A 25,545-nucleotide genomic window follows, 5' to 3' on the forward strand; every position below is an offset into this window, starting at 1 on the left:
GCCGCGCACCCACCGGTGCGCGGCTCGAATTCCGTTGTGCGGCTATCGCGTCAGCCGCGCACCTTGGCCAGGACGGCCTCGACCGCGCCCTCGGCGAGCAGTTCGTCGCTGGTGCCCGCGAAGCGGTCGCGCAGCTCCACCTTGCCGTCGGCCCAGCCGCGGCCCACGACCACGACCAGGGGCATGCCGAGCAGTTCGGCGTCCTTGAACTTCACGCCCGGGGAGGCCTTGCGGTCGTCGAAGAGCACGTCGAGCCCGGCCGCGCTCAGCTCCGTCGCCACCTGTTCGGCTCCGGCGCGCGCGCCCTCGTCCTTGTTGGCGATGACCACGTGCACGTCGTAGGGGGCGATTTCGCGGGGCCAGCGCAGGCCCTTGTCGTCGTGCATCTGCTCGGCGACCACCGCGACCATGCGGGAGACGCCGACGCCGTAGGAGCCCATGGTCAGGCGCACCGGCTTGCCGTCCTCGCCGAGCACGTCCACCTCGAAGGCGTCGGTGTACTTCTGACCGAGCTGGAAGATGTGGCCGATCTCGATGCCGCGCGCCGATTCGAGGGTGCCGCGCCCGTCGGGCGAGGGGTCGCCGTCGCGGACCTCGGCGGCCTCGATGGTGCCGTCGGGGGTGAAGTCGCGGCCCGCGACCAGACCGACGTAGTGCTTGCCGGGCTCGTCCGCGCCGGTGATCCAGCTGGTACCCGAGACCACGCGCGGGTCGACCAGGTAGCGAACACCGTTGGCCTGCAACGCCTTCGGGCCGATGTAGCCCTTGACCAGGAAGGGGTTCTCCTTGAAGTCGGCGTCGGTGAGCAGCTCCACCTCGGCGGGCTCGACGGAGGCCCCGAGGCGCTTGTCGTCGACCTCGCGGTCACCGGGAATGCCGACGCCGAGGATCTCGGTCTTGCCGTCCGGATGGCGCAGCTTCACCATGACGTTCTTCAAGGTGTCGGCGGCGGTGACGGGGCGGCCGAGCTGTTCGGCGATGCCCGCGCCGTTGGCCCAGTCGACCAGCGTCGCGATGGTGGGGGTGTCGGGGGTGTCGTGCACGACCGCCTCGGCCTGGCCCTCGATCGCGATCTCGGGCGGCGCGGCGGTGACCACGGCCTCGACATTCGCGGCGTAGCCGGAGGCGCGGCAGATGACGTAGGTGTCCTCACCGACCGGGCTGTCGGCCAGGAACTCCTCCGAGGCCGAACCGCCCATGGCGCCGGAGGTGGCGGCCACGATCACGTACTGCACGCCGAGCCGCTCGAAGATGCGCTGATACGCCTCACGGTGGGCGTTGTAACTCTTCTTCAGCCCGTCCTCGTCGAGGTCGAAGGAGTAGGAGTCCTTCATGATGAATTCGCGCCCGCGCAGAATGCCCGCGCGCGGACGGCCTTCGTCGCGGTACTTGGTCTGAATCTGGTACAGCGTGACGGGCAGGTCCTTGTAGGAGTTGTACTCGCCCTTCACGGTGAGCGCGAACAGCTCCTCGTGGGTGGGGCCGAGCAGGTAGTCCTGGCCCTTGCGGTCCTTGAGCCGGAACAGCGCGTCGCCGTACTCGACCCAGCGGTTGGTGGCCTCGTACGGTTCGCGCGGCAGCAGCGCGGGCAGCGAGATCTCCTGAGCGCCGATGGCGTTCATCTCCTCCCGCACCACATCCTCGACCTTGCGCAGCACGCGCAGGCCGAGCGGCAGCCACGAGTAGACGCCGGGCGCGATGCGGCGCACGTATCCGGCGCGCACCAGCAGCTTGTGGCTGGGCACCTCGGCGTCGGCGGGGTCGTCGCGCAGGGTACGCAGGAACAGGTGTGAGAGGCGGGTGATCACGGCTCCACAGACTAGCCGCTGCCGCCGCGCTGTTCACAAGGCATTCGCCTTATTCGGTGCGGGCGGGGGCGCTCCATGGTTACGCAAGCTACCGCCTCCGCGCCCTGACCGCCCGCACCGGTACCGTGTTGGCTCGTGCTGGTGCTGCTGCCTCCCTCCGAAACCAAGTCCGATGGCGGATCGGGTGCTCCGCTGGACCTGGACGCCCTCGCATTGCCGCAGCTCACCAAGGTGCGTGATGCGCTGTGCACCGAATTGACGCTGCTGGCGGCCGATCCGGAGGCCTCCCGCGCGGCCCTGGGCTTGGGCAAGGGGGCTGACGCGGAGATCGCACGCAATGCCGCGCTGCGCTCCTCCCCCACCCGGCCCGCGCTGGACCGCTACACCGGGGTGCTCTACGACGCGCTCGACGCCGCCTCGTTCACCAAGGCACAGCGGGCCAAGGCGCAGGCGCGCGTGGGTATCGGCTCGGCGCTGTTCGGTGTGGTGCGCGCGGGCGATCCGATTCCGGCCTACCGGCTCTCGGGCGGCTCCAAGCTGCCGGGCCAGCCCACCCTGCAATCGCTGTGGAAGCAGGTGCTGCCCAAGGCTTTACAGGAGGAGGCCGACGGCGACCTGGTGGTGGACCTGCGCTCGGGGACCTATCAGCAGCTGGGCCGAGTGCCCGGCGCGGTGACCGCCACCGTGCTCACCGAGCGGCCCGACGGTACGCGAACCGTGGTCAGCCACTTCAACAAACATCACAAGGGCCTGTTGGCGCGGGCACTGGTGCTGACCCGTTCGGAGCCGACCGATATCAACGGTCTGGCCAAGGTCGCCGAGAAGGCGGGGCTGCGCATCGAGATCGCCTCCCCCACCGAACTTCTCGTCATCACCTGAGCGCGGGCGCTACTTCCCGGCCAGGTGGCTGGGCAGGACGCAGACCGCGTCGAGTCCGAGAACGTGGTTGAGGCGTCCGAAGGCCAGCCAGGAGCCGATGCACATGCTCAGCTCCACCACCTCGGCCTGCGAGTAGTGCGCGAACATGCGCGTCCAGAACTCGTCGTCGAGATTGTGGTGGTCGAGGGCGTAGCGCTCGGCGTACTCGGCGGCCATGCGGGTGCGCTCGTCGAAGGCGTCGGTGGTGCGCCACTCGGTGACGGCGTCGGCGAAGGTGTCCTCGACCTTCGCGCCGTCCTTCTCGGTGCGCCAGTCCTGACAGAACAGGCACCCGTTGATCTGCGCGATCCGCAGTCGGGCGGCCTCGAATTCGCGCAGCCCCAAGGTGGTGTGCTCGTAGACGGCGAGGGAGAACTGGGAGGCGGCGATGCCGATGCCCGGGACCATTTCGCCCCACACGTAGCCGATGGGGTCCTTGCCCTCGGGGATGTCGATGATCATGGATGTGCCTTTCCGAGAATGCCGACGGCGGGTCGCAGGGGGACGTCGAGTGCGTCGTAGAGGCCGGGGTCGGCGGCGGTGAGCCAGTCGATGGCCCCGACCAATCTGCCTACGGCCGTGGCGTTTCCGCCCGCGGAGCGATTGCCGTCCTCGTCGGTGGCCTCGATGCTCACCTCGATGCGCGGACGACCCTCGATGATCACGCGGTGCGCGCCGTCGCCGGTGGGCGGGGTGGGCCAGTCGGGGGCGCAGGAGGCGTGGATGCGGGTGACGTGTTCGATGACGATGCGGGGTTCACCGTCGATGATGCCCTGGACCTCGAAGCGCACCGCGCCCTGCGTGCCCGCCTCGAATTCGCCCATGCGGTCGGTGCTGACGGTGGCGTCGAGGGCGCGCCGGTCCAGGGTTTCGCGAATCTCGTCGAGCTCCGCGCCGAGCGCCCGCGCCATGAGCCGAATCTGCCCGCCCCACACCATGGTCGGCACGCCCGCCGCCAGCATGGGCGGCTGGTAGTCCATGGGCTGGCCCATGCCGACCAGGTAGCGCACCGAATCGGGTTGGTCGTAGGTGGTGTAGTCGAAGATCTCCTGGCAGCGCACCACCTCCACGGTGCTGGCCAGCCCGGTCACCAGCAGCGGCAGCACATCGTTGCCCCAGCCCGGGTCGATACCGGAGACGAACAGCGAACCGCCGCCCGCGGCAATGGCTTCCAGCACCTGCTCGCGCAGATCCGCTGGGGCGCTGCGGTGGTCGTAGAAGGCGTAGAGCGCGGGCGTCACCACCACGGCTCCGGCGCGAATGGCGCGCAGGATATCGGTGAACGCCTCGAGCGGCCGGATATCGCCGGAGGCGGCGTACACCACCGCGCGGGGCCCGGCCGCGAGCGCGGCGTCGATATCGTCGGTGGCCGCGACCCCCACACCGGTGTCCAGCCCGGCCAATTCACCCGCGTCCTTGCCGACTTTCTTGGGGTCGTGGACGAGAACACCGGAGAGCGTGAGGGCGGGATGCGCGGCGACGGCGCGAATGGCGGCCCGGCCGACATTGCCGGTGCCCCAGACCAGGGTGGCGATCATGCCGGGACGGTAGCAGTCGCGGGCCGCCGCTCGGGCCTATTTCGAGAACACGTTTCAGTTTTGTCGCGCCTCAGTGTCCGCTGGACATCGTCTCCAACCGGTGGTGCAGCATGCCGACCCAATCCACATTGTTCAGGGCGTGGTAGTCGACGCGCAGCACGTCGTAGACGTCGCGGCCCTCGCGCACCCAGCCGCTCTTCTTGTCGCCCTCGAGCACCACGTCCATACCGTCGGGCCGCGCGACGAAGGTGACCTCGAGCTGGTTCAGGCGCGGAAAGCGGTGCGAGCGGCCGAATTCGATCTCCTGGTAGAACGGCAGCTCTTGGCGGATGCCGCGCAGCCGACCCTGCTCCACATCGGCGCGGTGCAGCGGGAAGCCGAGCTGTTCGAGGGCGGCCAGGATGACGTGCTGCGCGGGCAGCGCGCCGATGCCGAGCGGATCGCGGTCGCCCGCGTCGACGGCTCCTTCGATCTCCACCACGGTGCGGACGAAGATCTCCATCCCCGGGAGGTGACGGCCGTTGTAGAAGGTGATCGGGGTTTCGAAGGGCACCGGCAGGGCGAACGGGAACTCGTCGGAGGCATTCGCGGTCAAGGTGAACGGGCCGTGCACATTCCACCGATGGAAACCGCGGTAGCCGTCGTATTCCTCGCCGCCGCTCTCGATCTCGACGCGGGACACCAGTTCCAGCGCGATGCGGCTGATGTCCTGGGCGACACCGCCGCCGCGCAATCGGATGACGCCTTGCACCGTGCCGCCCGGCTGTACCCCCGGCGTGTGCAGTTCGGTCTCGACCTCGGCCCCACCGACTCCGACAGCAGCAAGCAACTTCTTGAACATGGCCACAGTCTCACCGCCCCCGCTTGGCGAACGCTTAACGAGCGCGGAGGGTGTGACCCATGTCATGGTGTCGGGTATGGATCTGATCGCCATCGAGGGCATCCGCACCCTGAAGTACCGCTACCTGCGCGCCCTGGACCTCAAGCGGTGGGACGATTTCGCCGCCACCTTCGCCGCCGATGCGACCGGGTCCTACGGATCACCGTCCGGCGGTGGGCCTTTGGAGTTCACCGGGCGCGACGAGATCGTCGGCTACATGCGCAAGGCCTTGGGCGGCAATATCATCACCGTGCACGTCGCCACCCACCCGGATATCGAGGTGGATGGCGAGACCGCCACGGGCAGTTGGTGTCTGGAGGACACCGTGATCGTGCCGGACTATCGGGTGGCCATTCGCGGGGCCGCCTACTACCGCGACCGCTACCGCCGCGAGGACGGGCGCTGGCTCATCGAGCACACCGGCTACGAGCGCATTTTCGAATCCACCATGTCACTGGACGCGCTGCCCGGATTCACCCTCACCGCGAATCGCTGGGCGGCAACCGAATCCAGTCACTGAGCGTCATCGACGTCAGCCCACGGCGCGCTTCACCAGATCGGTGATGCGCGCCTCGTCCTCGGGGGTCAGGGTGGTGAGGGCGAAGGCGGTCGGCCACATGGTGCCGTCGTCGAGGGCGGCGATGTCGTTGAAACCGAGGGTCGCGTAGCGGGCCTTGAACTTCTCGGCGGTCTGGAAGAAGCAGACGATCTTGCCGTCCTTGGCGTAGGACGGCATGCCGTACCAGAGCTTCGGGGTGAGGTTCGGTGCGGCGGCCTTGACCAGGGCGTGGATTCGCTCGGCCAGGGCGCGATCGGGCTCGGACATCTCGGCGATCTTGGCCAGGACGTCGCTCTCCTTGTCCGCGCCCTTCTTCAACTCCTTGGCGCGCTGTTTCATGGCGCTGCGCTCGGCCTCGGTGAATCCGTCGGAGTTCTTGGCGGGCTGCTTCGCGTCGCTCATCGGGGTTCCTTACTGGTCGAAGTGATATCTCAATGCTAGGGAGCGCGGCCGGGGCCTGGCTTCTTCAAAACTGATCGATCGGTTAGGCTCCGAACCATGCCCATCGCCGCCCGTCTCGCTCCTGGCTGCCGCCCGCGCGGCTGCCGGGCTCCCGCGCGACGTGTGCACGGCCGTCGGGTGCGCTATGTGATCGGCTCCGAGCCGGGTCAGGTCAATGGGATGCGATGGCTCGGCGTGCCACGCATCGCGCGGGGTCTCTGAGGCATTCTTCGCCCTCCCCGCGGCTTTGACCATCAGCCGCACAACCGGGACGTCCGTCCCGGATCAGGAGCATGTCGACATATGGACAGCGAATTCTTCGCCCCGGCGCCGCCGGGCCAGATCCCCAGCGCCGAGGGCTATTTCGGCGCATTCGGTGGCAAGTTCATTCCGGAGGCGCTGGTCGCCGTCGTGGACGAGGTCGCCGTCGCCTACGAGAAGGCCAAGACCGATCCCGACTTCACGGCGGAGCTCGACAGCCTGCTCGCCAACTACGCCGGGCGGCCCACCGCGCTCACCGAGGTGCCGCGCTTCGCCGAATACGCCGGTGGCGCACGGGTTTTCCTCAAGCGCGAGGATCTGAACCACACCGGCTCGCACAAGGTGAACAATGTGCTCGGCCAGGCGCTGCTCACCAAGCGCATGGGCAAGACCCGCGTGATCGCCGAGACCGGGGCCGGATCGCACGGGGTGGCCACAGCGACCGCCTGCGCATTGTTCGGGCTGGAGTGCACCGTGTACATGGGCGAGGTCGACACCCAACGTCAGGCGCTCAATGTCGCTCGCATGAAAATGCTAGGGGCACAGGTGGTTCCGGTGACCACCGGGTCGCGCACACTCAAGGACGCCATCAACGAGACGTTCCGGGACTGGGTCGCCAATACCGAGAACACGCACTACATCTTCGGCACGGTCGCGGGGCCGCACCCGTTCCCGGCCATGATTCGCGATTTCCAGCGGGTGATCGGCGTGGAGGCACGCCGTCAACTGCTCGAGCGCGCCGGACGGCTGCCCGATGCGGCCGTCGCGTGCGTGGGCGGCGGGTCGAATGCCATCGGCCTGTTCCACGCCTTCCTGGCCGATGAGAGTGTGCGTCTGATCGGCTGCGAGGCCGCCGGACTCGGGGTGGACAGCGGCAAGCACGCGGCCTCGCTCTCGGCGGGCGAGCCCGGGATTCTGCACGGTTCGCGCTCCTACGTGCTGCAGGACGAGCAGGGGCAGATCACCGAGGCGCACTCGATCTCGGCGGGACTGGACTATCCGGGGATCGGGCCGGAGCACGCGCATCTGCACGACAGTGGTCGCGGCGAGTACCGCCCGATCACCGATGACGCCGCCATGCGGGCCTTTCGACTGCTGTCGGCCACCGAGGGCATCATTCCGGCCATCGAGAGCGCGCACGCCCTGGCCGGTGCGCTCGAGGTGGGCAGGGAACTCGGCCCGAACGGGCTGATCCTGGTGAACCTCTCCGGGCGCGGTGACAAGGATATGGAAACCGCCGCACGGTATTTCGACGCTGCCGACGAGGGCTCGAAGTGAGCGGGAACATTCGACTGCTGCACGAGGCCTTCGCGAAAGCCGAGGCCGAGAACCGGGCCGCGCTGATCGCGTATCTGCCCGCCGGATTCCCCACCGTCGACGGTGGGATCGCCGCGATCACCGAGGTGCTCGACGCCGGTGCCGACATCATGGAAGTCGGTCTGCCGCACAGTGATCCGGTATTGGACGGTCCGGTCATCCAGACCGCCGACGATATCGCGCTGCGCGGCGGGCTGAAGATCGCCGACGTCATGCGCACGGTGCGCGCGGCGCACGAGGCCACGGGCAAGCCGGTCCTGGTGATGACCTACTGGAATCCCGTGGACCGCTACGGCATCGAGCGCTTCGCCGCCGAACTCGCCGAGGCGGGCGGGGCGGGCTGCATTCTGCCGGATCTGCCGGTGCAGGAGTCGGCGCGGTGGCGCGAGCAGGCCGCCGCGCACGGACTGGCCACCGTCTTCGTGGTCGCGCCCAGCAGCACCACCGAACGGCTGCACGAGATCACTTCGGCCGGTACGGGATTCGTGTACGCCTCGGCGATGATGGGGGTGACGGGCACCGGAGAGTCCGTCGGGGAGGCGGCGAGCACGCTGGTGCGGCGGGTCGGGGCGGTGACCGAACTGCCGGTCTGCGTCGGGATCGGCATCTCCGATGCCGTGCGCGCGGCGGCGGTGGCGGCCTACGCCGACGGCGTGATCGTCGGCACCGCGTTCGTCAAGGCGCTGCTCGACGCGCCGACCGAGGAGGCGGGGCTCGCGGCCGTGCGGGCGCTCACGGCGGAGCTCGCCGAGGGCGTGCGCCGCCGGGGCTGAAAACACGTGTGGGGTGCCCCATCGGGGCACCCCACACGGTCGAAAAATGCGTCAGCGCAAAGGGATTCAGCGTTCCGACGCGATGTCGACGAGCCAGTTGTGCAGCCACCTGGTGGCGGTCGTGCCGTTGGCGTCGACCACATAGCTCGGGTACGACTGATGTGCGCCGGAGCGGAGGAACTCCTCCACCTGCCGCACCCACTGCTCGCCCGCCGGATCGTCCGCCGGAGCCGCGAGAATGGCGTTGATACCCGGGAACAGCGCCTCACCCAGAATGCTCTGCAGCGAGAGCACATAGTTGCCGACCTGGAGCGGATCCGGGGCCGACAGCTGGGTGAAGAAACCCGCGAAGCGCCCGGCGAGATCATCGCTGGGCACCGAGCAGTACAGATCGCCGTCGGCGCAGAAGGTCCGCACCTTCGGGGTCAGCCAGCCGAAGCCGCCGACGCGCGCGCCACCGGCGCCCGCACCCGGCACCGGCGGGCCGACCAGCATATCGGTGACCGAGCGGCGCGGGTCCGAGAGCAGGCCGACCGCGGCCACCCGATCCGGCGGCACCACGCCGAGTCCGGTGCCGATCTCCGCGGCCAGATCACCGGCCACATCCGCGCCCTGGCTGTAGCCGATGAGCGCGAAACGCGTTGCGGGGCAACGCGCCGCCATCTGGGCGATCATGCCGCGGGCGGTATTGATACCGTCCCGCTTGGAGAGCCCGTAGACCTCACCTTCCCAGGGCAGCGCGGTGGCCGCGTAGCTGACGTAGTCGGTGCGCACCGAACCCGGCAGCCCGCGGGTCACCAGCGACAGCATGCCCTGGCTCGACTCCTCCCGCGAGGTCTCCCAGGTGCCCGGCACCGCGATGACATTCATATCCGGACAATCCGGTGCCGCCTCCGCCCGCGGCGTACCGCCTGCCCACAGCATTCCGGCCGCAACCACGACGAACGCCGTCGCGACCGCGGACACCCTCCTGAATGACCGCTCCGTACGAATTGACAAGCCCCACACTCCTTGCTCGGACGGTTTGAGTTGCAGTTGTTCTCGTACTCCAGATCGGCCCCATCGCCGATTTCCAGGCACGCACCGCACGAAGCCGACAAACCGACCACAGCGAATGCCCGGCAACCCATACGTACCCGACAGAAACTACCAAGAAACCGGCCAGTCGAGTACTGGTCGGCGACATCGTTTTACCGCATTTCCGCGCCGCGCCCAAAGTGGTGTGAGGCACTGCCGTGTAACAGTTCCGGTCCGGCGGAAGACGTAGCGGTCGGGGTTGGTTGGCCACGCGGGCCGGTCGAAGGACAACAGGCAAAGGGAGTTACCTGGATGCATGTCGGAAGAACTGGGCGTTTTCGCGGTCTCGGCGCGGTGCGCGCGGCGGCGGTCGCACTGACGACCTCGCTGTTCGTCGGGCTGCTCGGCGGGACCGCCGCGGCCGCGCCGGAGCAGTCGTCGATCACCTCCGTGACCAAGGAGGGCCGCACCTGGCACCTGAAGGTGTACTCGGCGGCCATGCAGACCGATATCCCGATCGATGTGCAGCGTCCGGTCGACGAATCCGCGCCCGCGCCGAATCTGTTCATGCTCAATGGCCTCGACGGCGGTGAGGGCACCGCCAGTTGGGCCGCCCAGACCGACGCGTTGCAATTCCTGGCGCAGAAACAGGTCAATGTCATTCAGCCGATCGGCGGACGCGGCAGTTATTACACCGATTGGCTGCAGCGCGATCCGAAGCTCGGCTTGAACAAATGGAAGACGTTCCTCACCGAGGAACTGCCGCCGCTGTTGGACAAGGCGCTGAATTCCACCGGCCTCAACGCCCTGGCGGGCCTGTCCACCTCCGGCACCTCGGTGCTGCAACTGGCCGAGGCCAAGCCGGGTCTGTTCAAGTCGGTCGCGGCCTACAGCGGGTGCGCGCAGATCGCCGATCCCGTCGGCCAGCAGTTCGTCCGCTTCTCGACCGAGACCTGGGCCGGTGGCAACACCGTCAATATGTACGGCCCGCCCGACAGCCCGGTCTGGGCCGAGAACGACCCGGTCATCAATGCCGAGAAGCTGCGCGGCACCCGCCTCTACATCTCCAGTGGCAGCGGCATTCCGATGCTCGAGGATGTGCGGTACTACCTGGAGTCCTCGCCCGGGCCGACCGGTGCGGTCAACCTCGGGCTCGGCGTGGCGATCGAGGCGGCCGTCAACAGCTGCACGGCCAACCTGAAGTCGCGCCTCGATTCGCTGGGCATCCCGGCGACCTACCAGTTCAACCCGGTCGGCACCCACTACTGGCCGTACTGGGAAGAGGCCCTGCACAAGTCCTGGCCGCTGCTCGCGGAGGGTATGGGCGTCCCCGCCTGAATCAGCCGCGCGCCAGCCGAAAGCCGACATCGTCGAGGCGCAACGTGGGATGGCTGCGGCGGCGCACCGATACTCGACAACTCCAGTGTTCGTCGAACCATCCTCCGCCGCGCAGCACCCGGTAGCTGCCGTAGACCTCGGGATCGTAAGTGTCCCAGCACCATTCCCAGACATTGCCGAGCATGTCGTGCAGTCCCCACGGATTGGCCAGTTTGGTGCCGACCTCGTGGGGGCGGGAGTCGGAATTGGCTCGGTACCAGGCGATGTCGTCCAATTCGCTGTAGCGCGGGGTGGTGGTGCCCGCGCGGCAGGCGTACTCCCACTCGGCCTCGGTGGGCAGGCGGTAGCCGTCGGCGGACCGATCCCACTCCAGGTTCTCGCCCGTCGCGCGGTAAACCGGTGTGAGGCCGTCGATTTCGGATAGCGCGTCGCAGAAGCGCACGGCGTCCTCCCAGGACACGCTGTCGACGGGCAAGCGCTCCGTCCCGCTCGGACACTCCCCCACCACCCGCGCGTACTGCGCCCGCGTGACCGGGGCGACCGCCAATCGATAGGCGGCGACGGCGACCGTCCACCTGTGCTGGGTCCGGCGATCCGACAACGTCACCTGGCCCGCCGGGAGGTCGACCATCTCGATCCGTGCGTCTGTGTCCACGACCGGTGAGCCTAGTGACGCGCGACCTCGCCCCGTGCCACGGCTATCCGTCCGCGAACTCAACGCTCCAACCGTGCCCGCAACCGCGCCGCCGCACCCGGCCACTCGACGTCGAGCATCGAGTACTGCGCCGTGTCCCGCAGGCTGCCGTCGGGCCGAATCCGGTGCTGCCGCAACACCGCTTCGCGCTGGGCACCCAATCGCTCGATGGCGCGCTGCGAGCGCAGGTTCCGAATATCGGTGTGCCACACCACCCGAATCGCCCCCAACTCCTCGAAGGCGTACTCCAACAACAGCAACTTCGCCTCGGTGTTCACCCCCGTCCGCTGCCAGGCACTCCCGAGCCAGGTATACCCGATGGCCAATGCCCGGTGTACCGGATCGACCTCGTAATACGAGGTCGTCCCCGCCACCGCCCCGGTCTCCGCGTCGACCTGCGCGAACGCCCGCACCCCCTCCGCCGCGACATGCCGAACAATCCACTCCCGCAACACATCCGCCGATTCCGGCTGCCGCATGGACAACCAGGCCCAGATCCCCGGATCCCGCGTCGACTCGAACAGCCCCTCTGCATGCGCCGCGCTCAACGGCTCCAGCCGGACATGCTTACCGCGCAACGTGGGGACAACCTGCCAATCACCGCTCATACGCCTGACGGTAGCCATCGAATTGGTCCTTCAGTATGTCCAATTCAGCGGTAATTCAGCAGTCCACTTGGCCGGTCGTCAAGTGGTGGTAGGCGGTGTCGAGGGGGAGGTCGATGGCGTACCAGGCGGCGGGGCGGTCGTCGTCTCGGGGGGACCAGGCGGTGGGTATGCAGAGGCGGGCCGCCTCTTGGGGCGCTAGGGCGGGGAGCTGCCAGGTGATGCGGTGCGGGGTGGGGTAGTGGACGCCGTAGTCGGGGGTGGTGTCGTCGGTGGGGAGGTGCTGGGTCCAGGTGGTGGGCATGAGGCGGCCGTCGGCGGCTTGCATGGCGAGTAGTTCGGTGTCGGGGCCGCCGAAGGAGACCATGAAGTGGTCGTTCTCGATCGTGATGGCAGCCAGGCATTCGGCGGGGTCGGGGCTGCCGTAGGCGTCGGCGGGGAGGTCGGTCACCTCGGCGGAGATGGTCAGGGCGGGGACGGTCTCGGTGGCCCGCACCTGCCAGATGGCCGCCCACATCGGGACGGGTGCGCCGCCGTCCCAGGGCGGGACGTCGATACCGCCGAGCAGCAGATCCACCGTCGCGCCACGCTGCTGCCAGCGGTGCAGGTGTGAGCCATTGGCCAAGCGCCACACCGCATTCGGCGTAGCGGGTAGCGCCTCCGAGCCGAGCGTCACGTCGAATCCGACGATGCCGAGCGGCGTGTCGATCACGGCTGGGCGGCGGTCCGCCGGGGCCAGATCATCGGTGGGGAGCATGGCCCAATCATGCAGCAAGCCCCCGGCGACCCTCGTAGACTGTCGTGATGGCATGCCGCATCAGTGAATTGGTCATCGACGCCGCCGATCCCGATCTACTCGCGGCGTTCTGGAGCAATGCGCTCGGCTTCGTCGAACTCGACCGCGAAGCCGGAAGTATCGCCATCGGCCCGCGCGATTCCACTGTCGGCGGGCCGCAGCTCACCCTCGTCTTCAGTCCGAGCAGCGACCCGCGCACCGGAAAGCTGCGGCTGCACTTCGATGTCAATCCCACCGATCGCGACGCGGACGCCGAACTCGAACGCCTGCTCGCCCTCGGAGCCAAACCCACCGATATCGGGCAGACCGGCGAGGAGAGCTGGTACGTCCTGGCCGACCCGGAGGGCAATGAATTCTGCCTCCTCGACACCCGCCTCGACCCCCTGTGACCGCACGGCGGGTGCGCGTACCGCGCTAGATGGGCGCGGCCATGCCCGCCAGCGCGGCGCTGAGACGCCGCAGGTGCGGCGGCGGCGATTCGACCAGCGGAAGGCGCACGGTCGCGTGCGGAATGATGCCCGATTCCGCGAGGGCGGCCTTGGCCATGATCGCGCCCTGAGAGGTGTGCATGATGGCCTCCACCAAGGGAATCAACGGCGTGTGGATCGCGCGGGCGGCATCGAGGTCACCGGTACGGACCGCGCGGATGAGCTCGGCATTGCGGTGAGCCACGAGATTGCCGATGACGCTCACCAAACCCGTTGCGCCACAGGCGAGATAGGGCAGATTCAGATCATCGCTGCCGCAGTAGTACGCCAGCGGCGTGCGCGCCATGAGCGACATCGCTTCGAACAGATCACCTTTGGCGTCCTTGACCGCGCGAATGCGGGGATGGTCGGCGAGTTCGACCAGAGTGGCGGCCTCGAACGGAGTGCCGGTGCGCGTGGGGATGTCGTAGAGCATGACGGGGAGTTCGGTGGCGTCGGCCACCGCGACGCAGTGCGCCACCAGCCCGGCCTGCGTCGGCTTGGAGTAGTAGGGCGAGACGAGCAGGAGGGCGTCGGCCCCGGCGGCCACGGCCTCCTGCGCGCGGTGGACGCTGGCGGCCGTGTCGTAGGTGCCGACACCGGCGACCACGCGCGCCCGGCCCGCGACCCGCTCCGCCACGGTGCCGATGAGCCGGGCCGTCTCGGCTTCGGACAGGGTGGGCGATTCACCGGTGGTTCCGGCCACGACAATGCCGTCGCAGCCGGAGTTCACGAGATGGTCGACGAGGCTGGCGATTCCGGGTTCGCTGAGCGCGCCACCGGGCTGCATGGGTGTCACCATGGCGACGAGATTGGTGCCGAAGAGCTGGGCGGCGGAGGGCTGTGGGGCGGTCATGCTTCGATCCTGACGCTCCCCAATCATGGGGTCCAGCGAAGGTTTCTTGCCGATATTGCGTAGTGTGGCTTCATGATCGATGTGGCGGCGCTGCGGGCCCTGCGGTCGGTGGCCGCCCTCGGCACGCTGGCGCGGGCCGCCGATGAGCTGGGCTTCACGGCCTCGGCGGTATCGCAGCAGATCAAACGCCTGGAACGCCAACTCGGAGTGCCGGTGCTGGCGGCGGCGGGGCGCGGCGTGGTGCTCACTCCGGCGGGGCGGGCGCTGGTCGATTCCGCGCCCGAGGTGTTCCAGGCGCTGGAGCGTTGTGCCGAAGCGGCGCAATCGGTGTCGGAGGGCGAGCCGCGCGGCGTCCTGCGCGTGGTCGCCTTCTCCACCGGTATCCGCGGCCTGCTCGCGCCCGCCGTCGCCCGGCTGTCGACGCGGTACCCGCAGCTGCGCCTGCACATCACCGAACAGGATCCCGACCAGGCGCTACACAGCGTCGATGCCGGTACCGCCGATCTCGCCCTGGTCCACGACGCCGACGATCTGCCCGCCCCGCTGCCCGCAGCGCTGACCCAGCGCCACATTCACACCGATATCGGCGATCTCGTCATGAACCGCACCCATCCGCTCGCCGACCACGCCCATCCCCTCACCGGTAAGGACCTGATCGGTCAAGCCTGGGTGACAAGCCCACCCGGAACGGTGTGCCACCAATGGTTTCGCCGCCTCTGCGCCGATATCCCCGAAGACCCCGACGTCCGGCATCTGGTCGACGATTTCGCCACCCAACTCTCGCTCGTCGCCGCCAACGACGTGGTCGCGCTCATCCCCCGCCTGGCGCGCCCGCCCATCGGCGACGGTCTGGTCACCCGTGCGCTGCGGCGACAGCCCAAGCGCGAGATCCACGCGGCCTGGCGGCGCAGCGCCCAGGCCAGCCCGGCCGTTCACGCGGTGCTCGCGGAGCTGGGCCCCGCGAGCACCCCCGGTCAGCGTTCGTGAGTCTCCTCCAGCACGGTTCGGCCCAGTAGCGCGTAGCGGGCGGGGTCGCGGCGCTTCAGGTACTGCGCGTAGGCGATCCCGGCGATCGCTATGGCCGCGACTATCCACGGAGTCGCCCGCAGCACAAGCGAATTCGCCTCCGCACCCGCCGCGGTCTCCATATTGACGATGAGCAGCACGACCGCGCCGAGCATGGCCACGCCGCCGACGAGCGGAGCGACGAAGGTGCGGAACCAGTGGCGAGTCTCGGGGTGGTTGTCACGGAAGTAGGCGATCACCGAGAACGAGCAGACCGATTGCACCACCAGGATGGCCATGGTGCCGAGCACCGCCAACAGGGTGTAGAGACCGGTGTAGGGATCCTTGCCCGCGAGCCCGAAGGCCAGAATGAGCAGCCCGGCGATGACGGTCTGCGCGAATCCGGCGATATGCGGGGAGCCGTTCTTGGGATGTGTACGCCCAATTGTGTTCTGTAGCAAGGGAACAACGCCTTCGCGCCCCAGCGCGTACAGGTAGCGCGCCGCACAGTTGTGGAAGGCCATACCGCACGCCAGCGAGCCGGTGACCATGAGCCACTGCATCGCGGTGACGGCCCACTGCCCCACATAGGTTTCGGTCGGACCGAAGAAGACGTTCATGGGATTCGCCGAGGCGGCGGCCGCCATGGCGGCGTCCTGGCCGCTGCCCGCGATGGCCATCCACGATACGAACACATAGAAGACGCCGACGCCGAGCACCGCGATCATGGTGGCGCGCGGGATGATTCGCTTGGGATCGCGCGACTCCTCGCCGTACATGGCGGTGGATTCGAACCCCACCCACGACCAGAACGCGAAGAACAACCCCAGCCCCGCCGACGCCCCGGCGAAGGCGTTCACGGGATTGATCGGATCCAGCGGAATACCGTCGGGCCCACCCCCGTGCAACAGCACCGACACCGCCATGATGGCGAGCACCGTCACCTCGGTGACCAGCAGCGCGATCAGAATGCGTTCCGCGACAGCGACTCCGAACCAGGTGCCCAGACTGTTCACCACCAGCATGCCGATGGCGAACACCCACCACGGCACATCCAGACCCAGCTGATCCGACACCGTGGAGTGCGCGAAGCTGGAGAAGATGCCGATGATGGACGGCTCGAAGACCATGTACGCGAAGGCGGCGAGCAGTCCGGCGGCCAGGCCCGCGGTGCGACCGAGGCCGAAGGAGATGAAGCCGTAGAACGCGCCGGTGGCGGTGATATGCCGACTCATGGTGGTGAAGCCGACCGAGAAGATGGCGAGAACCACCATGGCGATGAGATATGCCGCGGGCGTGCCGATGCCGCTGCCCGAGGACATCATGAACGGCACATTGCCGGTCATGGCGGTGATCGGCGCGGCCGTGGCGACGGCCATGAAGATCACGCCGAGCAGCCCCACCGCATTGGGTTTGAGTCGTGCGATGCCTGTCGGCGCGGTGTCGGCTCCCCCCGAAACCACCGTTGGCGTAACCGGTTCCATATCAAGCTCCTCATCATTCGGTCCTGCGACCTAGTGAGGGATTGTGCGGTCCGGAAGATTGCGGCGATATGAAACGGGGTTACCACCAGAAACCATCGGTGTGGCCTAGCTCACAATCTTTACGATCGCATCGAAACCCGGTCCCCCGCTTTACGGTTCGTCGGGCCGGATGGGCCGTCACCGCCGCGAGCTCCGGCAATGCCGCCGAACCCGGTGGTCACGGCGGGTAACCTCGGCAGGTCCAGTAGCCCGATCCGCAGGTAGTTCCCATGGTTTCGACCGATGCGCCCAGTGCGCGCCGCTTGGCGTACGAGCGCGCCACCAGCATCCCTATGACCGTGCTCGCGGTCCTGTTCCTGGCCACCTACTCCTGGCGGGTCCTCGACACCGGCGCGTCACCGCGGGTGGACTTCCTGCTCACCGCCTTCGACGTGCTGATCTGGCTGCTGTTCGCCACCGATTTCGCCGTCCGCTGCTGGCTGTCCACGCACCGCTGGCATTTCGTGCGGACCCACCCGATCGAACTGCTCATCGCGCTGCTGCCGCCGCTGCGCCCGCTGCGCCTGATGCGCGCGGCCATGGTGGTCCTGGACACGCTCAACCGGCACACCTTCAGCCGCATGCGGCTGTCGGTCTTCGTCGGCACCAGTTCGGCGCTGGTGATCTACCTGTGCAGCCTGGCCATGTTCGACGCCGAATACGGCGTGGAGGGCGCGAAGGTGCAGAACTTCGGCGATGCCCTCTGGTGGGCGTCGGTGTCGGTGACCACGGTCGGCTACGGCGACTACTATCCGGTCACCGTCGAGGGCCGCCTGATCGCGCTGGTGCTCATGTTCTTCGGAATCGGCCTGATCAGCTTCGCCATCGGCACCGCCACCAGCTGGGTGGTCGACCAGCTCAAATCGGTGGAGGAGTCCGCCGACCGCGCCGATCGCGAAATCGGCGCGCTGGCCGAGGAATTGCGGGCGCTGCGCGCGGAGGTCGCCGCCTTGCGCACCGGCTCCGAGACCGAATCACCGGGTGTCGGCGGGGGCGGCGAGATCGCGAATGAGCAGAGCCGTGTGCAGTGAGGTGCGGGTCTCGCCATCGTCGAGATCGACATCGAGTATCCGTTCGATGCGCGCGAGCCGGTCGTACAGCGTCGGGCGACTGATGTTCAGCCGCTTGGCGAGTTCGGTCTTGTTGCCCGCCAGGTCGAGGAACTGACGCAGCGTGCGGGTGAGGTCGGTGGCGTGCCGAATGTCGTGGCGCAGTAGCGCACTGAGCTCGGTCTCGGCGAACCGCTGCACCCCGGGCTCGTCGCGGATGAGCGAGAGCAGCCCGCGCAGCCGCACATCGCCGCTGCGGTAGAAGGCGCGGCGCACCGAAGTCTCCAGGGAGAGCGCCACTTCCGCGATATGCGCGGCCTGCGCGAGTTCGCGGGCGGTGTCGAGCAGCGACTCCGAGTCCGCGCCGACGCCGATGACCACCCGTTCCACGCCCGCGACCCGGCGCACCTCGGCGGCTATTCCGGTACAGACCGTGGTCAGGGCTTCGTCGAGATCGGCCGAACGGTTCACGGCGAGAATCAGATTCACGCGGTCGCCGTGCTCGGGTGCGGTGAGCGCGGTCGCCTTGCCCAGCGCCACGCCGTGCGTCGCGGCGTCGAGGACGGCGGCGGTGCGGCGCTGCCGGGCCACCGGATCGGATTCGTTCACAGCGGCGATATCGATGGCCAGCGGCACATAGCGGGCGCGCCGAGCCAGCCCCAGGGTGGCGGCCACCGCGAGAGCGTCGCGCTCGTCGCCGACGCGCCCGTTGATCATGTCGTCGATGAGCCCGGTCTGTGCCTGCCGGTGCAGGCCGAACCGATCGCGCTCGATCATGCGATGCAGCGTGAGGGTCTGGGCCGCGCGCTCGAGCACCATGCGCGCGCGAGCGGTCGGCACCCGGTGCGAGCGCAGGATCAGCCGCCCCCACCGCTGGGTGTGCGGCCCGACCGGGCACACCGTGGCATCGCTGTCGGGCAGCAGGCGCGAGGTGGTCTCCCAGTGTTCGAGAATCGCCGAGGTCGCCGCGTGCCGGGCGGTGAGCGCCAGCACCCGATGCGTCAGATCCTCCAGCACCACCGACGCGTCCAGCATGGTCGCCGCGGTTTTCACGATCTCGGTGAGCGAGGCCCTTCGCACGCTCAGGGCGCTGAAGGTCTCGTGTACGGTCCGCGCGAATTCCAGCTCCGCGTACTGGTCGGCCACGATCACCCGGTGCACCGCCTCGGTGACCTCCACGAACCGCACGATCTTGTGCAGCGCGATCACGGGCAGGCCCAGTTCGTCGGCGGTGTCGGCGACCAGCGGCGGCAGCTCGCTGACATAGGTGCCCAATTCGACGACCAGACCCGAAACACCGGCAGCCGCCAGGGATTTCAGGTACTCGACGGTGGCGGCGTCGCCGTGGGTGAGCGCCTGGCCCGTGGTGAGTATCAATTCGCGGCCAACGAGCAGCTCGGCCACATCGGACAGTTCGCTGACGTGGACCCAGCGCACCGGACGATCCAGTGATCCGCCGCCGACGACCTCGGGTTGTCCGGCCCGCACCACCGGCATCGCCACCACATCAGCGACCGAGAGAAGCACCGACGAATCGTAATACGAACTCCGAAATCGTGTACAGATCGTCGGGACTCATCCGATGATTGATGGGCCAGGGTAGGACCGGGGTGGATTCCACTCGTACTCGCGGACCCTCAGGAATCGAGGAGATATGCAGACCATCGCGCACTGGCTCGACGGCAAACCCTTCGCCGGAACCAGCGAATCGACCGCGCCGGTGACCAATCCCGCGACCGGCGCGGTGACCGGACGCGTCAGCCTCGCCAATCAGGCCGATGTGCGGGCGGTGGTGGACGCCGCCGCGGCGGCCTTCCCGGCGTGGCGCGACGCCTCGTTGGCCAAGCGCACCCAGGTGCTGTTCCGGTTCCGCGAACTGCTCAACGCGCGCAAGGAAGAGCTGGCCGCGATTGTCACCGCCGAGCACGGCAAGGTGCTCGCCGACGCGCTCGGCGAGGTGACGCGCGGCCTGGAGGTCGTCGAATTCGCCTGCGGCATACCGCATCTGCTCAAGGGTGGCTACACCGAGAACGCTTCCACCAAGGTGGACATCTTCTCCATTCGCCAGCCGTTGGGCCCGGTGGCGATCATCTCGCCGTTCAATTTCCCGGCCATGGTGCCCATGTGGTTCTTCCCGGTCGCCGTCGCGGCGGGAAATACGGTGGTGCTCAAGCCGAGTGAGAAGGATCCGTCGGCCGCGCTGTGGCTGGCGGCGCTGTGGCAGGAGGCCGGGCTGCCCGACGGCGTCTTCAATGTGGTGCAGGGTGACAAGGTCGCCGTCGACGAACTCCTGGACAATCCGGCCGTCAAAGCGGTGTCGTTCGTAGGTTCGACGCCGATCGCGCGCTACGTCTACGAGCGCGGCACGGCCAGCGGCAAGCGGGTGCAGGCCCTCGGCGGGGCCAAGAACCACATGGTGGTGCTGCCCGACGCCGATCTGGATCTGGCCGCCGACGCGGCCGTGAACGCGGGCTTCGGCTCCGCCGGTGAGCGGTGCATGGCCATCAGCGCACTGGTCGCGGTCGGACCGATCGCCGACGACCTGGTCTCGCGAATCACCGAGCGCGCCAGGACCATTCGTATCGGCGACGGCACCCGAGGCACCGATATGGGTCCCCTCGTCACCCGGGCGCATCGCGACAAGGTGACCTCCTACATCGACGCGGGTGAATCCGCCGGTGCCACAGTGGCTCTCGACGGGCGCGGCGTCGAGGCCGATGGCGACGCCGACGGGTTCTGGCTCGGCCCTACCGTTCTCGACAATGTCACTCCCGAGATGAGCGTCTACACCGACGAGATCTTCGGCCCGGTGCTCTCGGTGCTGCGGGTGGACTCCTACGACGAGGCCCTCGCCCTGATCAACGCCAACCCCTACGGCAACGGCACCGCCCTGTTCACCAATGACGGTGGCGCGGCTCGACGTTTCCACAACGAGGTCGAGGTCGGCATGGTCGGCATCAACGTCCCCATACCGGTGCCCATGGCCTACTACAGTTTCGGCGGCTGGAAGAACTCGCTGTTCGGCGACTCCCACGCCCACGGTATCGACGGCGTGCACTTCTTCACCCGCACCAAGGCCGTCACCACCCGCTGGCTCGATCCCAGCCACGGCGGGCTGAATCTCGGCTTCCCCCAGAACCTCTGAGGACGACCATGACCCTCCCGAACGGTATGACCCCCGAGGCGGCACGCGAACAGGCCGCCCGCACCTACGCATTGGACCGCGCGCACGTCTTCCACTCGTGGTCGGCGCAGGCGGCGCTGAAACCCATGGTCGTCACCGCCGCCCAGGGCTGCTATCTCTGGGACGGCGACGGCAACCGGCTGCTGGACTTCTCCTCGCAGATGGTGAACACCAATATCGGCCATCAGCATCCGAAAGTCGTTGCCGCCATTCAGGAACAGGCGGCCGCGCTGTGCACCATCGCGCCCTCGCACGCCAATGCGGCACGGTCGGAGGCGGCGCGACTGATCGCCGAACGCACCCCGGGCGAGCTGAACCGGATCTTCTTCACCAATGGCGGCGCGGACGCCGTCGAGCACGCGGTGCGCATGGCGCGGCTGCACACCGGCAAGTACAAGGTGCTCGCCCGCTACCGCTCCTATCACGGCGGCACCGAGACGGCGGTCAATCTCACCGGCGACCCTCGCCGCTGGCCCAACGACCACGGCAATGCCGGGATCGTGCACTTCTTCGGACCGTTCCTGTACCGCAGCCACTTTCACGCCAGCACCGAGGCCGAGGAGACACAGCGCGCCCTCGAACATCTCGAACAGACCATCGTGCTCGAGGGGGCCAGCACCATCGCGGCGGTCCTGCTCGAATCGGTGCCCGGCACCGCCGGAATCATGGTCCCCCCACCGGGTTACCTCGCGGGCGTGCGCGAGCTGTGCGACAAGTACGGGATCGTCTTCATCGCCGATGAGGTGATGGCTGGGTTCGGGCGCACCGGAGAATGGTTCGCCATCGACCATTTCGAGGGCGTGGTACCGGATCTGCTCACCTTCGCCAAGGGCGTGAACTCCGGCTACGTGCCGCTCGGCGGCGTGGCCATCAGCCCTCGGATCGCGGCGAGCTTCGACGATCGCGCCTATCCCGGCGGTCTCACCTACTCCGGGCATCCCCTGGCCTGCGCCGCGGCGGTGGCGACCATCGAGGCCATGACCGAGGAGCGCATCGTCGAGCATGCCGCGCACATCGGCGCGAACGTGCTCGGCCCCGGACTGCGGGAGTTGGCCGAACGCCATCCCAGTATCGGCGAGGTGCGCGGGCTCGGTGTCTTCTGGGCCCTCGAGTTGGTGCGCGATCGCGACACCCGCGAACCTCTCGCACCCTATGGCGGCACCAGTCCGGCCATGACCGCGACGGTGGCGGCGGCCAAATCCGCCGGACTGCTGCTGTTCGTGAACTTCAATCGGCTGCACGTGGTTCCGCCCTGCGTCATCGGCGAGGCCGAGGCCAAGGAAGGGCTGGCGCTGCTCGACCAGGCGTTGACAGTCGCCGACGGCTATCTGTAGGGAGAGACCCCATGGAACGGTTGCAGTTCATCGCGGGCGAGCGGCGGGCGGGCGCGGGTGCGGCGCTGACGATCACCGAACCCGCCACCGGAGCCGAGATCACCACGGGTGCGGGCGCGGACGCCGCCGATGTGGCCGCGGCCGTGGCCGCCGCCACGGCCGCGTTCCCGGGCTGGGCGGGCCGGACGCCGGGCGAACGGTCCGACCTCATGCACGCCTGGGCCGGACTGCTGCGGGAACGGGCCGCCGAATTCGCCGCCGTCGAGAGCCGCAACGCAGGCAAACCCATTCGGCTCGCCGAGGGTTTCGACGTGCCGGGCACCATCGACAATGTGGCCTTCTTCGCCGGGGCCGCCCGGAATCTGGAAGGTAAAGCCTCGGCGGAGTATTCGGCCGACCACACCTCCACCATCCGCCGCGAACCCGTGGGCGTGGTCGGCTCCATCGCGCCGTGGAACTATCCCTTGCAGATGGCGGCGTGGAAGATCCTGCCCGCCGTGGCCGCCGGAAATACGGTGGTGCTCAAGCCCTCCGAGCTCACCCCGCTCACCTCGCTGTTGTTCGCGGAGACCGCCGTCGCCGCCGGGATTCCGGCGGGGGTGATCAATATCCTCACCGGCACAGGCGAACTCGCGGGTGCGGCGCTGGTCTCGCATCCCGATGTGGCGATGGTGTCGTTCACCGGCTCCACGCGGGTCGGCCGTCAGGTGGCCGCCACCGCGGCCGGTGCGGTCAAGCGCGTACACCTCGAACTCGGCGGCAAGGCGCCGTTCGTGGTCTTCGACGACGCCGACCTCGAGGCCGCCGCGCGCGGCGCGGTCGCCGGGTCGCTCATCAATGTGGGACAGGACTGCACCGCCGCCACCCGCGCCTACGTGCAGCGGCCACTGTTCGACGAATTCGTCGGGCGCGTAGCCGATCTCATGGATCGGGTGCGGCTCGGACCGGTCGACGATCCCACCACCGATATGGGTGCGCTGATCACCCGCGCCCACCGCGACAAGGTGATCGCCATGGTGGAACGCGCCCGCGACGCCGGGGCGAAAGTCGTTCGCGGCGGGCGGATTCCGGAACACACCCCGGCCGCGGGCCACTGGTTCGAACCCACCCTGATCACCGGCGCCGCCCAGGACTCCGAGATCGTGCAGCAGGAGGTGTTCGGCCCGGTGCTGGTGGCGCTGCCGTTCGACACCGACGACGAGGCCATCGCCCTGGCCAACGACACCCCCTACGGTCTCGCGGCCTCGGCGTGGTCCACCAATGTGTTCCGCACCCAGCGCGCCGCCCGGGAGATACGCTGCGGCTGCGTGTGGCTCAACGACCACATCCCGATCATCAGCGAGATGCCGCACGGCGGTTACGGCGCTTCGGGATTCGGCAAGGACATGTCCCTGTACTCGTTCGAGGAGTACACCAATGTCAAGCACGTCATCTCCGATATCACCGCGGTGGCCCGCAAACCATGGCACGAGGTGATCTTTATGGCCGAATAGCACGGCCGATCCCCAACCCTCTCTCGACACGGCCGCGTCAGCGGTGCCCCGGCATCGACTCTGGTACTGGTGTAGCTACAAACGAGCAACACCCTTCGCGCCTCCCGCAACCCGGGGACTCCGCGCACCCAGGCCCCGAATGGCCGGACCGTTCGGCGAGAGAGAAGGAGATGATCGGCCGTGCAGGCTAAAGGAAGCAAACTGTGGGCGTCGGCCCTGTCCGAGGCAGCGCCGACGCCGTACTGGACCGACCGGCCCGAGCGGCCCGCCCCCACCGAACCGCTCACCACCGCCACCGACGCCGATCTGGCCGTCATCGGCGGCGGCTACAGCGGACTGTGGACCGCGCTGCTCGCCAAGGAGCGGGATCCGGATATCGATGTGGTGCTGCTGGAGTCGGGTATGTGCGGCCACGCCGCCTCCGGCCGCAATGGCGGGTTCTGCGCGGCCAGCCTCACCCACGGCCTGGCCAATGGCGTGGAGCGCTTCCCGGACGAGATCGCCGATCTGGAGCGGCTGGGCCGCCGAAATCTCGACGAGATCGAGAAATCCATCGCGCACTACGGCATCGACTGCGACTTCGAGCGCACCGGCGAGATGGAGGTCGCCACCGCCGCACACGAACTGGAATGGCTTCGGGAGAGCCATGATTCGGCCCTGGCACTGGGTTACCGCACCGAACTCCTGGACCGGGACGCGGTACGCCAGGAAGTTCATTCGCCCACCTACCTCGGCGGGTGGTGGGATCGCGACGGTATCGCCATGCTCGATCCCGCCCGGCTGGCGTGGGGGCTGCGCCGGGCCTGTATGAGTCTCGGGGTGCGCATCTACGAAGGCACTCCGGTACAACGGATTTCGAAGTCACACAGCGGCGCGCTACTGCTGCACACGCCACACGGAGAGGTGCGCGCTCCCCGAGTCGCGTTGTGCACCAGCGCTTTCGCGGGACCGTTTCCCAAACTGTCACGGCATGTGGTGCCGGTGTACGACTACGCGCTCATGACCGAGCCGCTCACCGCCGAGCAGCTGGAATCCATTGGGTGGCAACGTCGTCAGGGCCTGGGCGACGCCTCGTACCGGTTCCACTACTACCGGTTGACCAAGGACAATCGGATTCTGTTCGGCGGGTACGACGCGATCTACCACTTCGGCAATCGCATCGCCCCGACGCTGGAGAGCAACGAGGCGACGTTCGGGACCTTGGCGCGGCACTTCTTCCAGATATTCCCCCAGCTCGACGGCGTGCGGTTCACCCATCGCTGGGGCGGGGTGATCGATACGTGCGGGCGGTTCTGCGCGTTCTTCGGGTCGGCGTATCGGGGGCGGCTGGCGTACGCCGCCGGGTACACCGGATTGGGGGTCGGGGCCACGCGCTTCGGCGCGCAGGTGATGTTGGATCAGTTGTGGGGCTTGGATACCGAGCGGACCCGGTTGCGGCTGGTGCGCTCGCGGCCGCTGCCGCTGCCGCCGGAACCGTTGCGGAGCGCGGGTATTCATTTGACGCGGTGGTCGTTGGCGCGCGCCGACGCGCGGCAGGGGCGCAGGAATCTGTGGTTGAAGACCCTGGACTACACGGGGTTGGGTTTCGACAGCTGAGCACCGGCGACGCGAGTCGGGTTGCCGCGTTCGGGGCGCGGCAATCGGGCTCTCGCCCACGGCAATTCGTCGTATCGCGCGCGGTCGGGAAGG

The 25,545-nt window shown here is 68.3% G+C and carries 25 protein-coding genes; 13 read left to right on the plus strand and 12 right to left on the minus strand.

Annotated features, from left to right (window positions below; translation table 11 throughout):
- Nucleotides 1-50: 50 nt before the first annotated feature.
- Nucleotides 51-1,808 carry a proline--tRNA ligase gene (locus ACIBH2_RS09050; RefSeq protein ID WP_397115064.1) on the minus strand — a complete coding sequence of 586 codons (1,758 nt, stop codon included), beginning with the start codon at nucleotides 1,806-1,808 and terminating at the stop codon, nucleotides 51-53.
- A gap of 135 nt (nucleotides 1,809-1,943) precedes the next feature.
- Between ACIBH2_RS09050 and yaaA the strand changes: the two genes are divergently transcribed.
- A complete protein-coding gene (gene yaaA / locus ACIBH2_RS09055; protein ID WP_397115066.1) occupies nucleotides 1,944-2,687 on the plus strand; it encodes a peroxide stress protein YaaA in 744 nt (247 codons plus the stop codon).
- Between the two features lie 9 nt (nucleotides 2,688-2,696).
- Here the strand turns inward: yaaA and ACIBH2_RS09060 are convergent, their stop codons facing one another.
- The 3 genes from ACIBH2_RS09060 to ACIBH2_RS09070 form a co-directional block, all read right to left on the minus strand.
- A complete protein-coding gene (locus ACIBH2_RS09060) occupies nucleotides 2,697-3,188 on the minus strand; it encodes a carboxymuconolactone decarboxylase family protein (protein ID WP_397115068.1) in 492 nt (163 codons plus the stop codon).
- Nucleotides 3,185-4,264: a dihydrodipicolinate reductase gene (locus tag ACIBH2_RS09065; RefSeq protein WP_397115070.1), complete on the minus strand. Its 1,080-nt coding sequence runs from the start codon at nucleotides 4,262-4,264 to the stop codon at nucleotides 3,185-3,187. Before ACIBH2_RS09065 ends, ACIBH2_RS09060 begins: the two co-directional genes overlap by 4 nt.
- A gap of 70 nt (nucleotides 4,265-4,334) precedes the next feature.
- On the minus strand, nucleotides 4,335-5,105 hold the full coding sequence (locus ACIBH2_RS09070; protein ID WP_397115072.1) for a sporulation protein: 771 nt from the start codon (nucleotides 5,103-5,105) through the stop codon (nucleotides 4,335-4,337).
- A 52-nt stretch (nucleotides 5,106-5,157) separates the two neighbouring features.
- Between ACIBH2_RS09070 and ACIBH2_RS09075 the strand changes: the two genes are divergently transcribed.
- A complete protein-coding gene (locus ACIBH2_RS09075; RefSeq protein WP_397115074.1) occupies nucleotides 5,158-5,664 on the plus strand; it encodes a nuclear transport factor 2 family protein in 507 nt (168 codons plus the stop codon).
- 12 nt (nucleotides 5,665-5,676) lie between these two features.
- Here the strand turns inward: ACIBH2_RS09075 and ACIBH2_RS09080 are convergent, their stop codons facing one another.
- Entirely contained in the window at nucleotides 5,677-6,105 is a 429-nt protein-coding gene (locus tag ACIBH2_RS09080) for an iron chaperone (protein WP_397115076.1), read from the minus strand.
- A 96-nt stretch (nucleotides 6,106-6,201) separates the two neighbouring features.
- Between ACIBH2_RS09080 and trpM the strand changes: the two genes are divergently transcribed.
- The 3 genes from trpM (at nucleotide 6,202) to trpA (ending at nucleotide 8,495) form a co-directional block, all read left to right on the plus strand.
- Nucleotides 6,202-6,366: a tryptophan biosynthesis modulator TrpM gene (trpM, locus tag ACIBH2_RS09085; RefSeq protein WP_397115078.1), complete on the plus strand. Its 165-nt coding sequence runs from the start codon at nucleotides 6,202-6,204 to the stop codon at nucleotides 6,364-6,366.
- Between the two features lie 81 nt (nucleotides 6,367-6,447).
- Entirely contained in the window at nucleotides 6,448-7,683 is a 1,236-nt protein-coding gene (trpB, locus tag ACIBH2_RS09090) for a tryptophan synthase subunit beta (RefSeq protein WP_397115080.1), read from the plus strand.
- A gap of 8 nt (nucleotides 7,684-7,691) precedes the next feature.
- Nucleotides 7,692-8,495: a tryptophan synthase subunit alpha gene (gene trpA / locus ACIBH2_RS09095; protein ID WP_397116920.1), complete on the plus strand. Its 804-nt coding sequence runs from the start codon at nucleotides 7,692-7,694 to the stop codon at nucleotides 8,493-8,495.
- Nucleotides 8,496-8,561: 66 nt separating this feature from the next.
- On the opposite strand, the gene ACIBH2_RS09100 is transcribed toward trpA, so the two are convergent.
- Complete coding sequence (locus tag ACIBH2_RS09100; protein WP_397115082.1) at nucleotides 8,562-9,461, minus strand: cutinase family protein; 900 nt, start codon at nucleotides 9,459-9,461, stop codon at nucleotides 8,562-8,564.
- Nucleotides 9,462-9,824: 363 nt separating this feature from the next.
- Here ACIBH2_RS09100 and ACIBH2_RS09105 point away from each other — a divergent pair, with 363 nt between their 5' ends.
- Nucleotides 9,825-10,850 carry an alpha/beta hydrolase gene (locus tag ACIBH2_RS09105; RefSeq protein WP_397115084.1) on the plus strand — a complete coding sequence of 342 codons (1,026 nt, stop codon included), beginning with the start codon at nucleotides 9,825-9,827 and terminating at the stop codon, nucleotides 10,848-10,850.
- A gap of 1 nt (nucleotide 10,851) precedes the next feature.
- Here the strand turns inward: ACIBH2_RS09105 and ACIBH2_RS09110 are convergent, their stop codons facing one another.
- From ACIBH2_RS09110 to ACIBH2_RS09120, 3 genes are all read right to left on the minus strand, one after another.
- The gene (locus ACIBH2_RS09110) at nucleotides 10,852-11,481 is read right to left on the minus strand and encodes a formylglycine-generating enzyme family protein (protein WP_397116922.1); all 630 of its coding nucleotides are present in this window, start codon (nucleotides 11,479-11,481) and stop codon (nucleotides 10,852-10,854) included.
- A gap of 83 nt (nucleotides 11,482-11,564) precedes the next feature.
- The gene (locus tag ACIBH2_RS09115) at nucleotides 11,565-12,152 is read right to left on the minus strand and encodes a GNAT family N-acetyltransferase (protein ID WP_397115086.1); all 588 of its coding nucleotides are present in this window, start codon (nucleotides 12,150-12,152) and stop codon (nucleotides 11,565-11,567) included.
- Nucleotides 12,153-12,207: 55 nt separating this feature from the next.
- A complete protein-coding gene (locus ACIBH2_RS09120; protein ID WP_397115088.1) occupies nucleotides 12,208-12,906 on the minus strand; it encodes a hypothetical protein in 699 nt (232 codons plus the stop codon).
- 47 nt (nucleotides 12,907-12,953) lie between these two features.
- Between ACIBH2_RS09120 and ACIBH2_RS09125 the strand changes: the two genes are divergently transcribed.
- Nucleotides 12,954-13,334 (plus strand): VOC family protein, encoded by a 381-nt coding sequence (locus ACIBH2_RS09125; RefSeq protein WP_397115090.1) that lies wholly within the window; start codon nucleotides 12,954-12,956, stop codon nucleotides 13,332-13,334.
- A gap of 25 nt (nucleotides 13,335-13,359) precedes the next feature.
- On the opposite strand, the gene dapA is transcribed toward ACIBH2_RS09125, so the two are convergent.
- Nucleotides 13,360-14,268 (minus strand): 4-hydroxy-tetrahydrodipicolinate synthase, encoded by a 909-nt coding sequence (gene dapA, locus ACIBH2_RS09130; RefSeq protein ID WP_397115092.1) that lies wholly within the window; start codon nucleotides 14,266-14,268, stop codon nucleotides 13,360-13,362.
- Between the two features lie 72 nt (nucleotides 14,269-14,340).
- Here dapA and ACIBH2_RS09135 point away from each other — a divergent pair, with 72 nt between their 5' ends.
- The gene (locus ACIBH2_RS09135; protein ID WP_397115094.1) at nucleotides 14,341-15,255 is read left to right on the plus strand and encodes a LysR family transcriptional regulator; all 915 of its coding nucleotides are present in this window, start codon (nucleotides 14,341-14,343) and stop codon (nucleotides 15,253-15,255) included.
- On the opposite strand, the gene ACIBH2_RS09140 is transcribed toward ACIBH2_RS09135, so the two are convergent.
- A complete protein-coding gene (locus ACIBH2_RS09140) occupies nucleotides 15,243-16,757 on the minus strand; it encodes an APC family permease (RefSeq protein WP_397115096.1) in 1,515 nt (504 codons plus the stop codon). The two genes, ACIBH2_RS09135 and ACIBH2_RS09140, sit on opposite strands and share 13 nt — an antisense overlap.
- Before the next feature lie 269 nt (nucleotides 16,758-17,026).
- On the opposite strand from ACIBH2_RS09140, the gene ACIBH2_RS09145 reads away from it, so the two are divergent.
- Entirely contained in the window at nucleotides 17,027-17,827 is an 801-nt protein-coding gene (locus ACIBH2_RS09145) for a potassium channel family protein (RefSeq protein WP_397115098.1), read from the plus strand.
- Here ACIBH2_RS09145 and ACIBH2_RS09150 read toward each other — a convergent pair.
- On the minus strand, nucleotides 17,771-19,372 hold the full coding sequence (locus ACIBH2_RS09150) for a PucR family transcriptional regulator (RefSeq protein WP_397115100.1): 1,602 nt from the start codon (nucleotides 19,370-19,372) through the stop codon (nucleotides 17,771-17,773). The genes ACIBH2_RS09145 and ACIBH2_RS09150 overlap by 57 nt on opposite strands.
- A 127-nt stretch (nucleotides 19,373-19,499) precedes the next feature.
- On the opposite strand from ACIBH2_RS09150, the gene ACIBH2_RS09155 reads away from it, so the two are divergent.
- The 4 genes from ACIBH2_RS09155 to ACIBH2_RS09170 all read left to right on the plus strand — a co-directional run bounded on the left by ACIBH2_RS09155 (nucleotide 19,500) and on the right by ACIBH2_RS09170 (nucleotide 25,452).
- Entirely contained in the window at nucleotides 19,500-20,990 is a 1,491-nt protein-coding gene (locus ACIBH2_RS09155) for a CoA-acylating methylmalonate-semialdehyde dehydrogenase (RefSeq protein WP_397115102.1), read from the plus strand.
- 8 nt (nucleotides 20,991-20,998) lie between these two features.
- The gene (locus ACIBH2_RS09160; RefSeq protein WP_397115104.1) at nucleotides 20,999-22,363 is read left to right on the plus strand and encodes an aspartate aminotransferase family protein; all 1,365 of its coding nucleotides are present in this window, start codon (nucleotides 20,999-21,001) and stop codon (nucleotides 22,361-22,363) included.
- 11 nt (nucleotides 22,364-22,374) lie between these two features.
- Nucleotides 22,375-23,856: a gamma-aminobutyraldehyde dehydrogenase gene (locus ACIBH2_RS09165; protein ID WP_397115106.1), complete on the plus strand. Its 1,482-nt coding sequence runs from the start codon at nucleotides 22,375-22,377 to the stop codon at nucleotides 23,854-23,856.
- Between the two features lie 180 nt (nucleotides 23,857-24,036).
- Nucleotides 24,037-25,452: an NAD(P)/FAD-dependent oxidoreductase gene (locus ACIBH2_RS09170; protein WP_397115108.1), complete on the plus strand. Its 1,416-nt coding sequence runs from the start codon at nucleotides 24,037-24,039 to the stop codon at nucleotides 25,450-25,452.
- Nucleotides 25,453-25,545: the final 93 nt, after the last annotated feature.

Source organism: Nocardia sp. NPDC050406 (genome assembly GCF_044459025.1).
In the GTDB taxonomy this organism is placed as follows: Bacteria; Actinomycetota; Actinomycetes; order Mycobacteriales; family Mycobacteriaceae; genus Nocardia.

Excerpts from the sequence above, each read along its gene's own strand:
- ACIBH2_RS09060 (WP_397115068.1), bottom strand. The coding sequence starts at position 3,188 with ATGATCATCGACATCCCCGAGGGCAAGGACCCCATCGGCTACGTGTGG.
- ACIBH2_RS09065 (WP_397115070.1), bottom strand. The coding sequence starts at position 4,264 with ATGATCGCCACCCTGGTCTGGGGCACCGGCAATGTCGGCCGGGCCGCC.
- ACIBH2_RS09070 (WP_397115072.1), bottom strand. The coding sequence starts at position 5,105 with ATGTTCAAGAAGTTGCTTGCTGCTGTCGGAGTCGGTGGGGCCGAGGTC.
- ACIBH2_RS09080 (WP_397115076.1), bottom strand. The coding sequence starts at position 6,105 with ATGAGCGACGCGAAGCAGCCCGCCAAGAACTCCGACGGATTCACCGAG.
- trpM (WP_397115078.1), top strand. The coding sequence starts at position 6,202 with ATGCCCATCGCCGCCCGTCTCGCTCCTGGCTGCCGCCCGCGCGGCTGC.
- trpB (WP_397115080.1), top strand. The coding sequence starts at position 6,448 with ATGGACAGCGAATTCTTCGCCCCGGCGCCGCCGGGCCAGATCCCCAGC.
- ACIBH2_RS09105 (WP_397115084.1), top strand. The coding sequence starts at position 9,825 with ATGCATGTCGGAAGAACTGGGCGTTTTCGCGGTCTCGGCGCGGTGCGC.
- ACIBH2_RS09110 (WP_397116922.1), bottom strand. The coding sequence starts at position 11,481 with ATGGTCGACCTCCCGGCGGGCCAGGTGACGTTGTCGGATCGCCGGACC.
- ACIBH2_RS09115 (WP_397115086.1), bottom strand. The coding sequence starts at position 12,152 with ATGAGCGGTGATTGGCAGGTTGTCCCCACGTTGCGCGGTAAGCATGTC.
- ACIBH2_RS09120 (WP_397115088.1), bottom strand. The coding sequence starts at position 12,906 with ATGCTCCCCACCGATGATCTGGCCCCGGCGGACCGCCGCCCAGCCGTG.
- ACIBH2_RS09125 (WP_397115090.1), top strand. The coding sequence starts at position 12,954 with ATGGCATGCCGCATCAGTGAATTGGTCATCGACGCCGCCGATCCCGAT.
- dapA (WP_397115092.1), bottom strand. The coding sequence starts at position 14,268 with ATGACCGCCCCACAGCCCTCCGCCGCCCAGCTCTTCGGCACCAATCTC.
- ACIBH2_RS09135 (WP_397115094.1), top strand. The coding sequence starts at position 14,341 with ATGATCGATGTGGCGGCGCTGCGGGCCCTGCGGTCGGTGGCCGCCCTC.
- ACIBH2_RS09140 (WP_397115096.1), bottom strand. The coding sequence starts at position 16,757 with ATGGAACCGGTTACGCCAACGGTGGTTTCGGGGGGAGCCGACACCGCG.
- ACIBH2_RS09145 (WP_397115098.1), top strand. The coding sequence starts at position 17,027 with ATGGTTTCGACCGATGCGCCCAGTGCGCGCCGCTTGGCGTACGAGCGC.
- ACIBH2_RS09155 (WP_397115102.1), top strand. The coding sequence starts at position 19,500 with ATGCAGACCATCGCGCACTGGCTCGACGGCAAACCCTTCGCCGGAACC.
- ACIBH2_RS09160 (WP_397115104.1), top strand. The coding sequence starts at position 20,999 with ATGACCCTCCCGAACGGTATGACCCCCGAGGCGGCACGCGAACAGGCC.
- ACIBH2_RS09165 (WP_397115106.1), top strand. The coding sequence starts at position 22,375 with ATGGAACGGTTGCAGTTCATCGCGGGCGAGCGGCGGGCGGGCGCGGGT.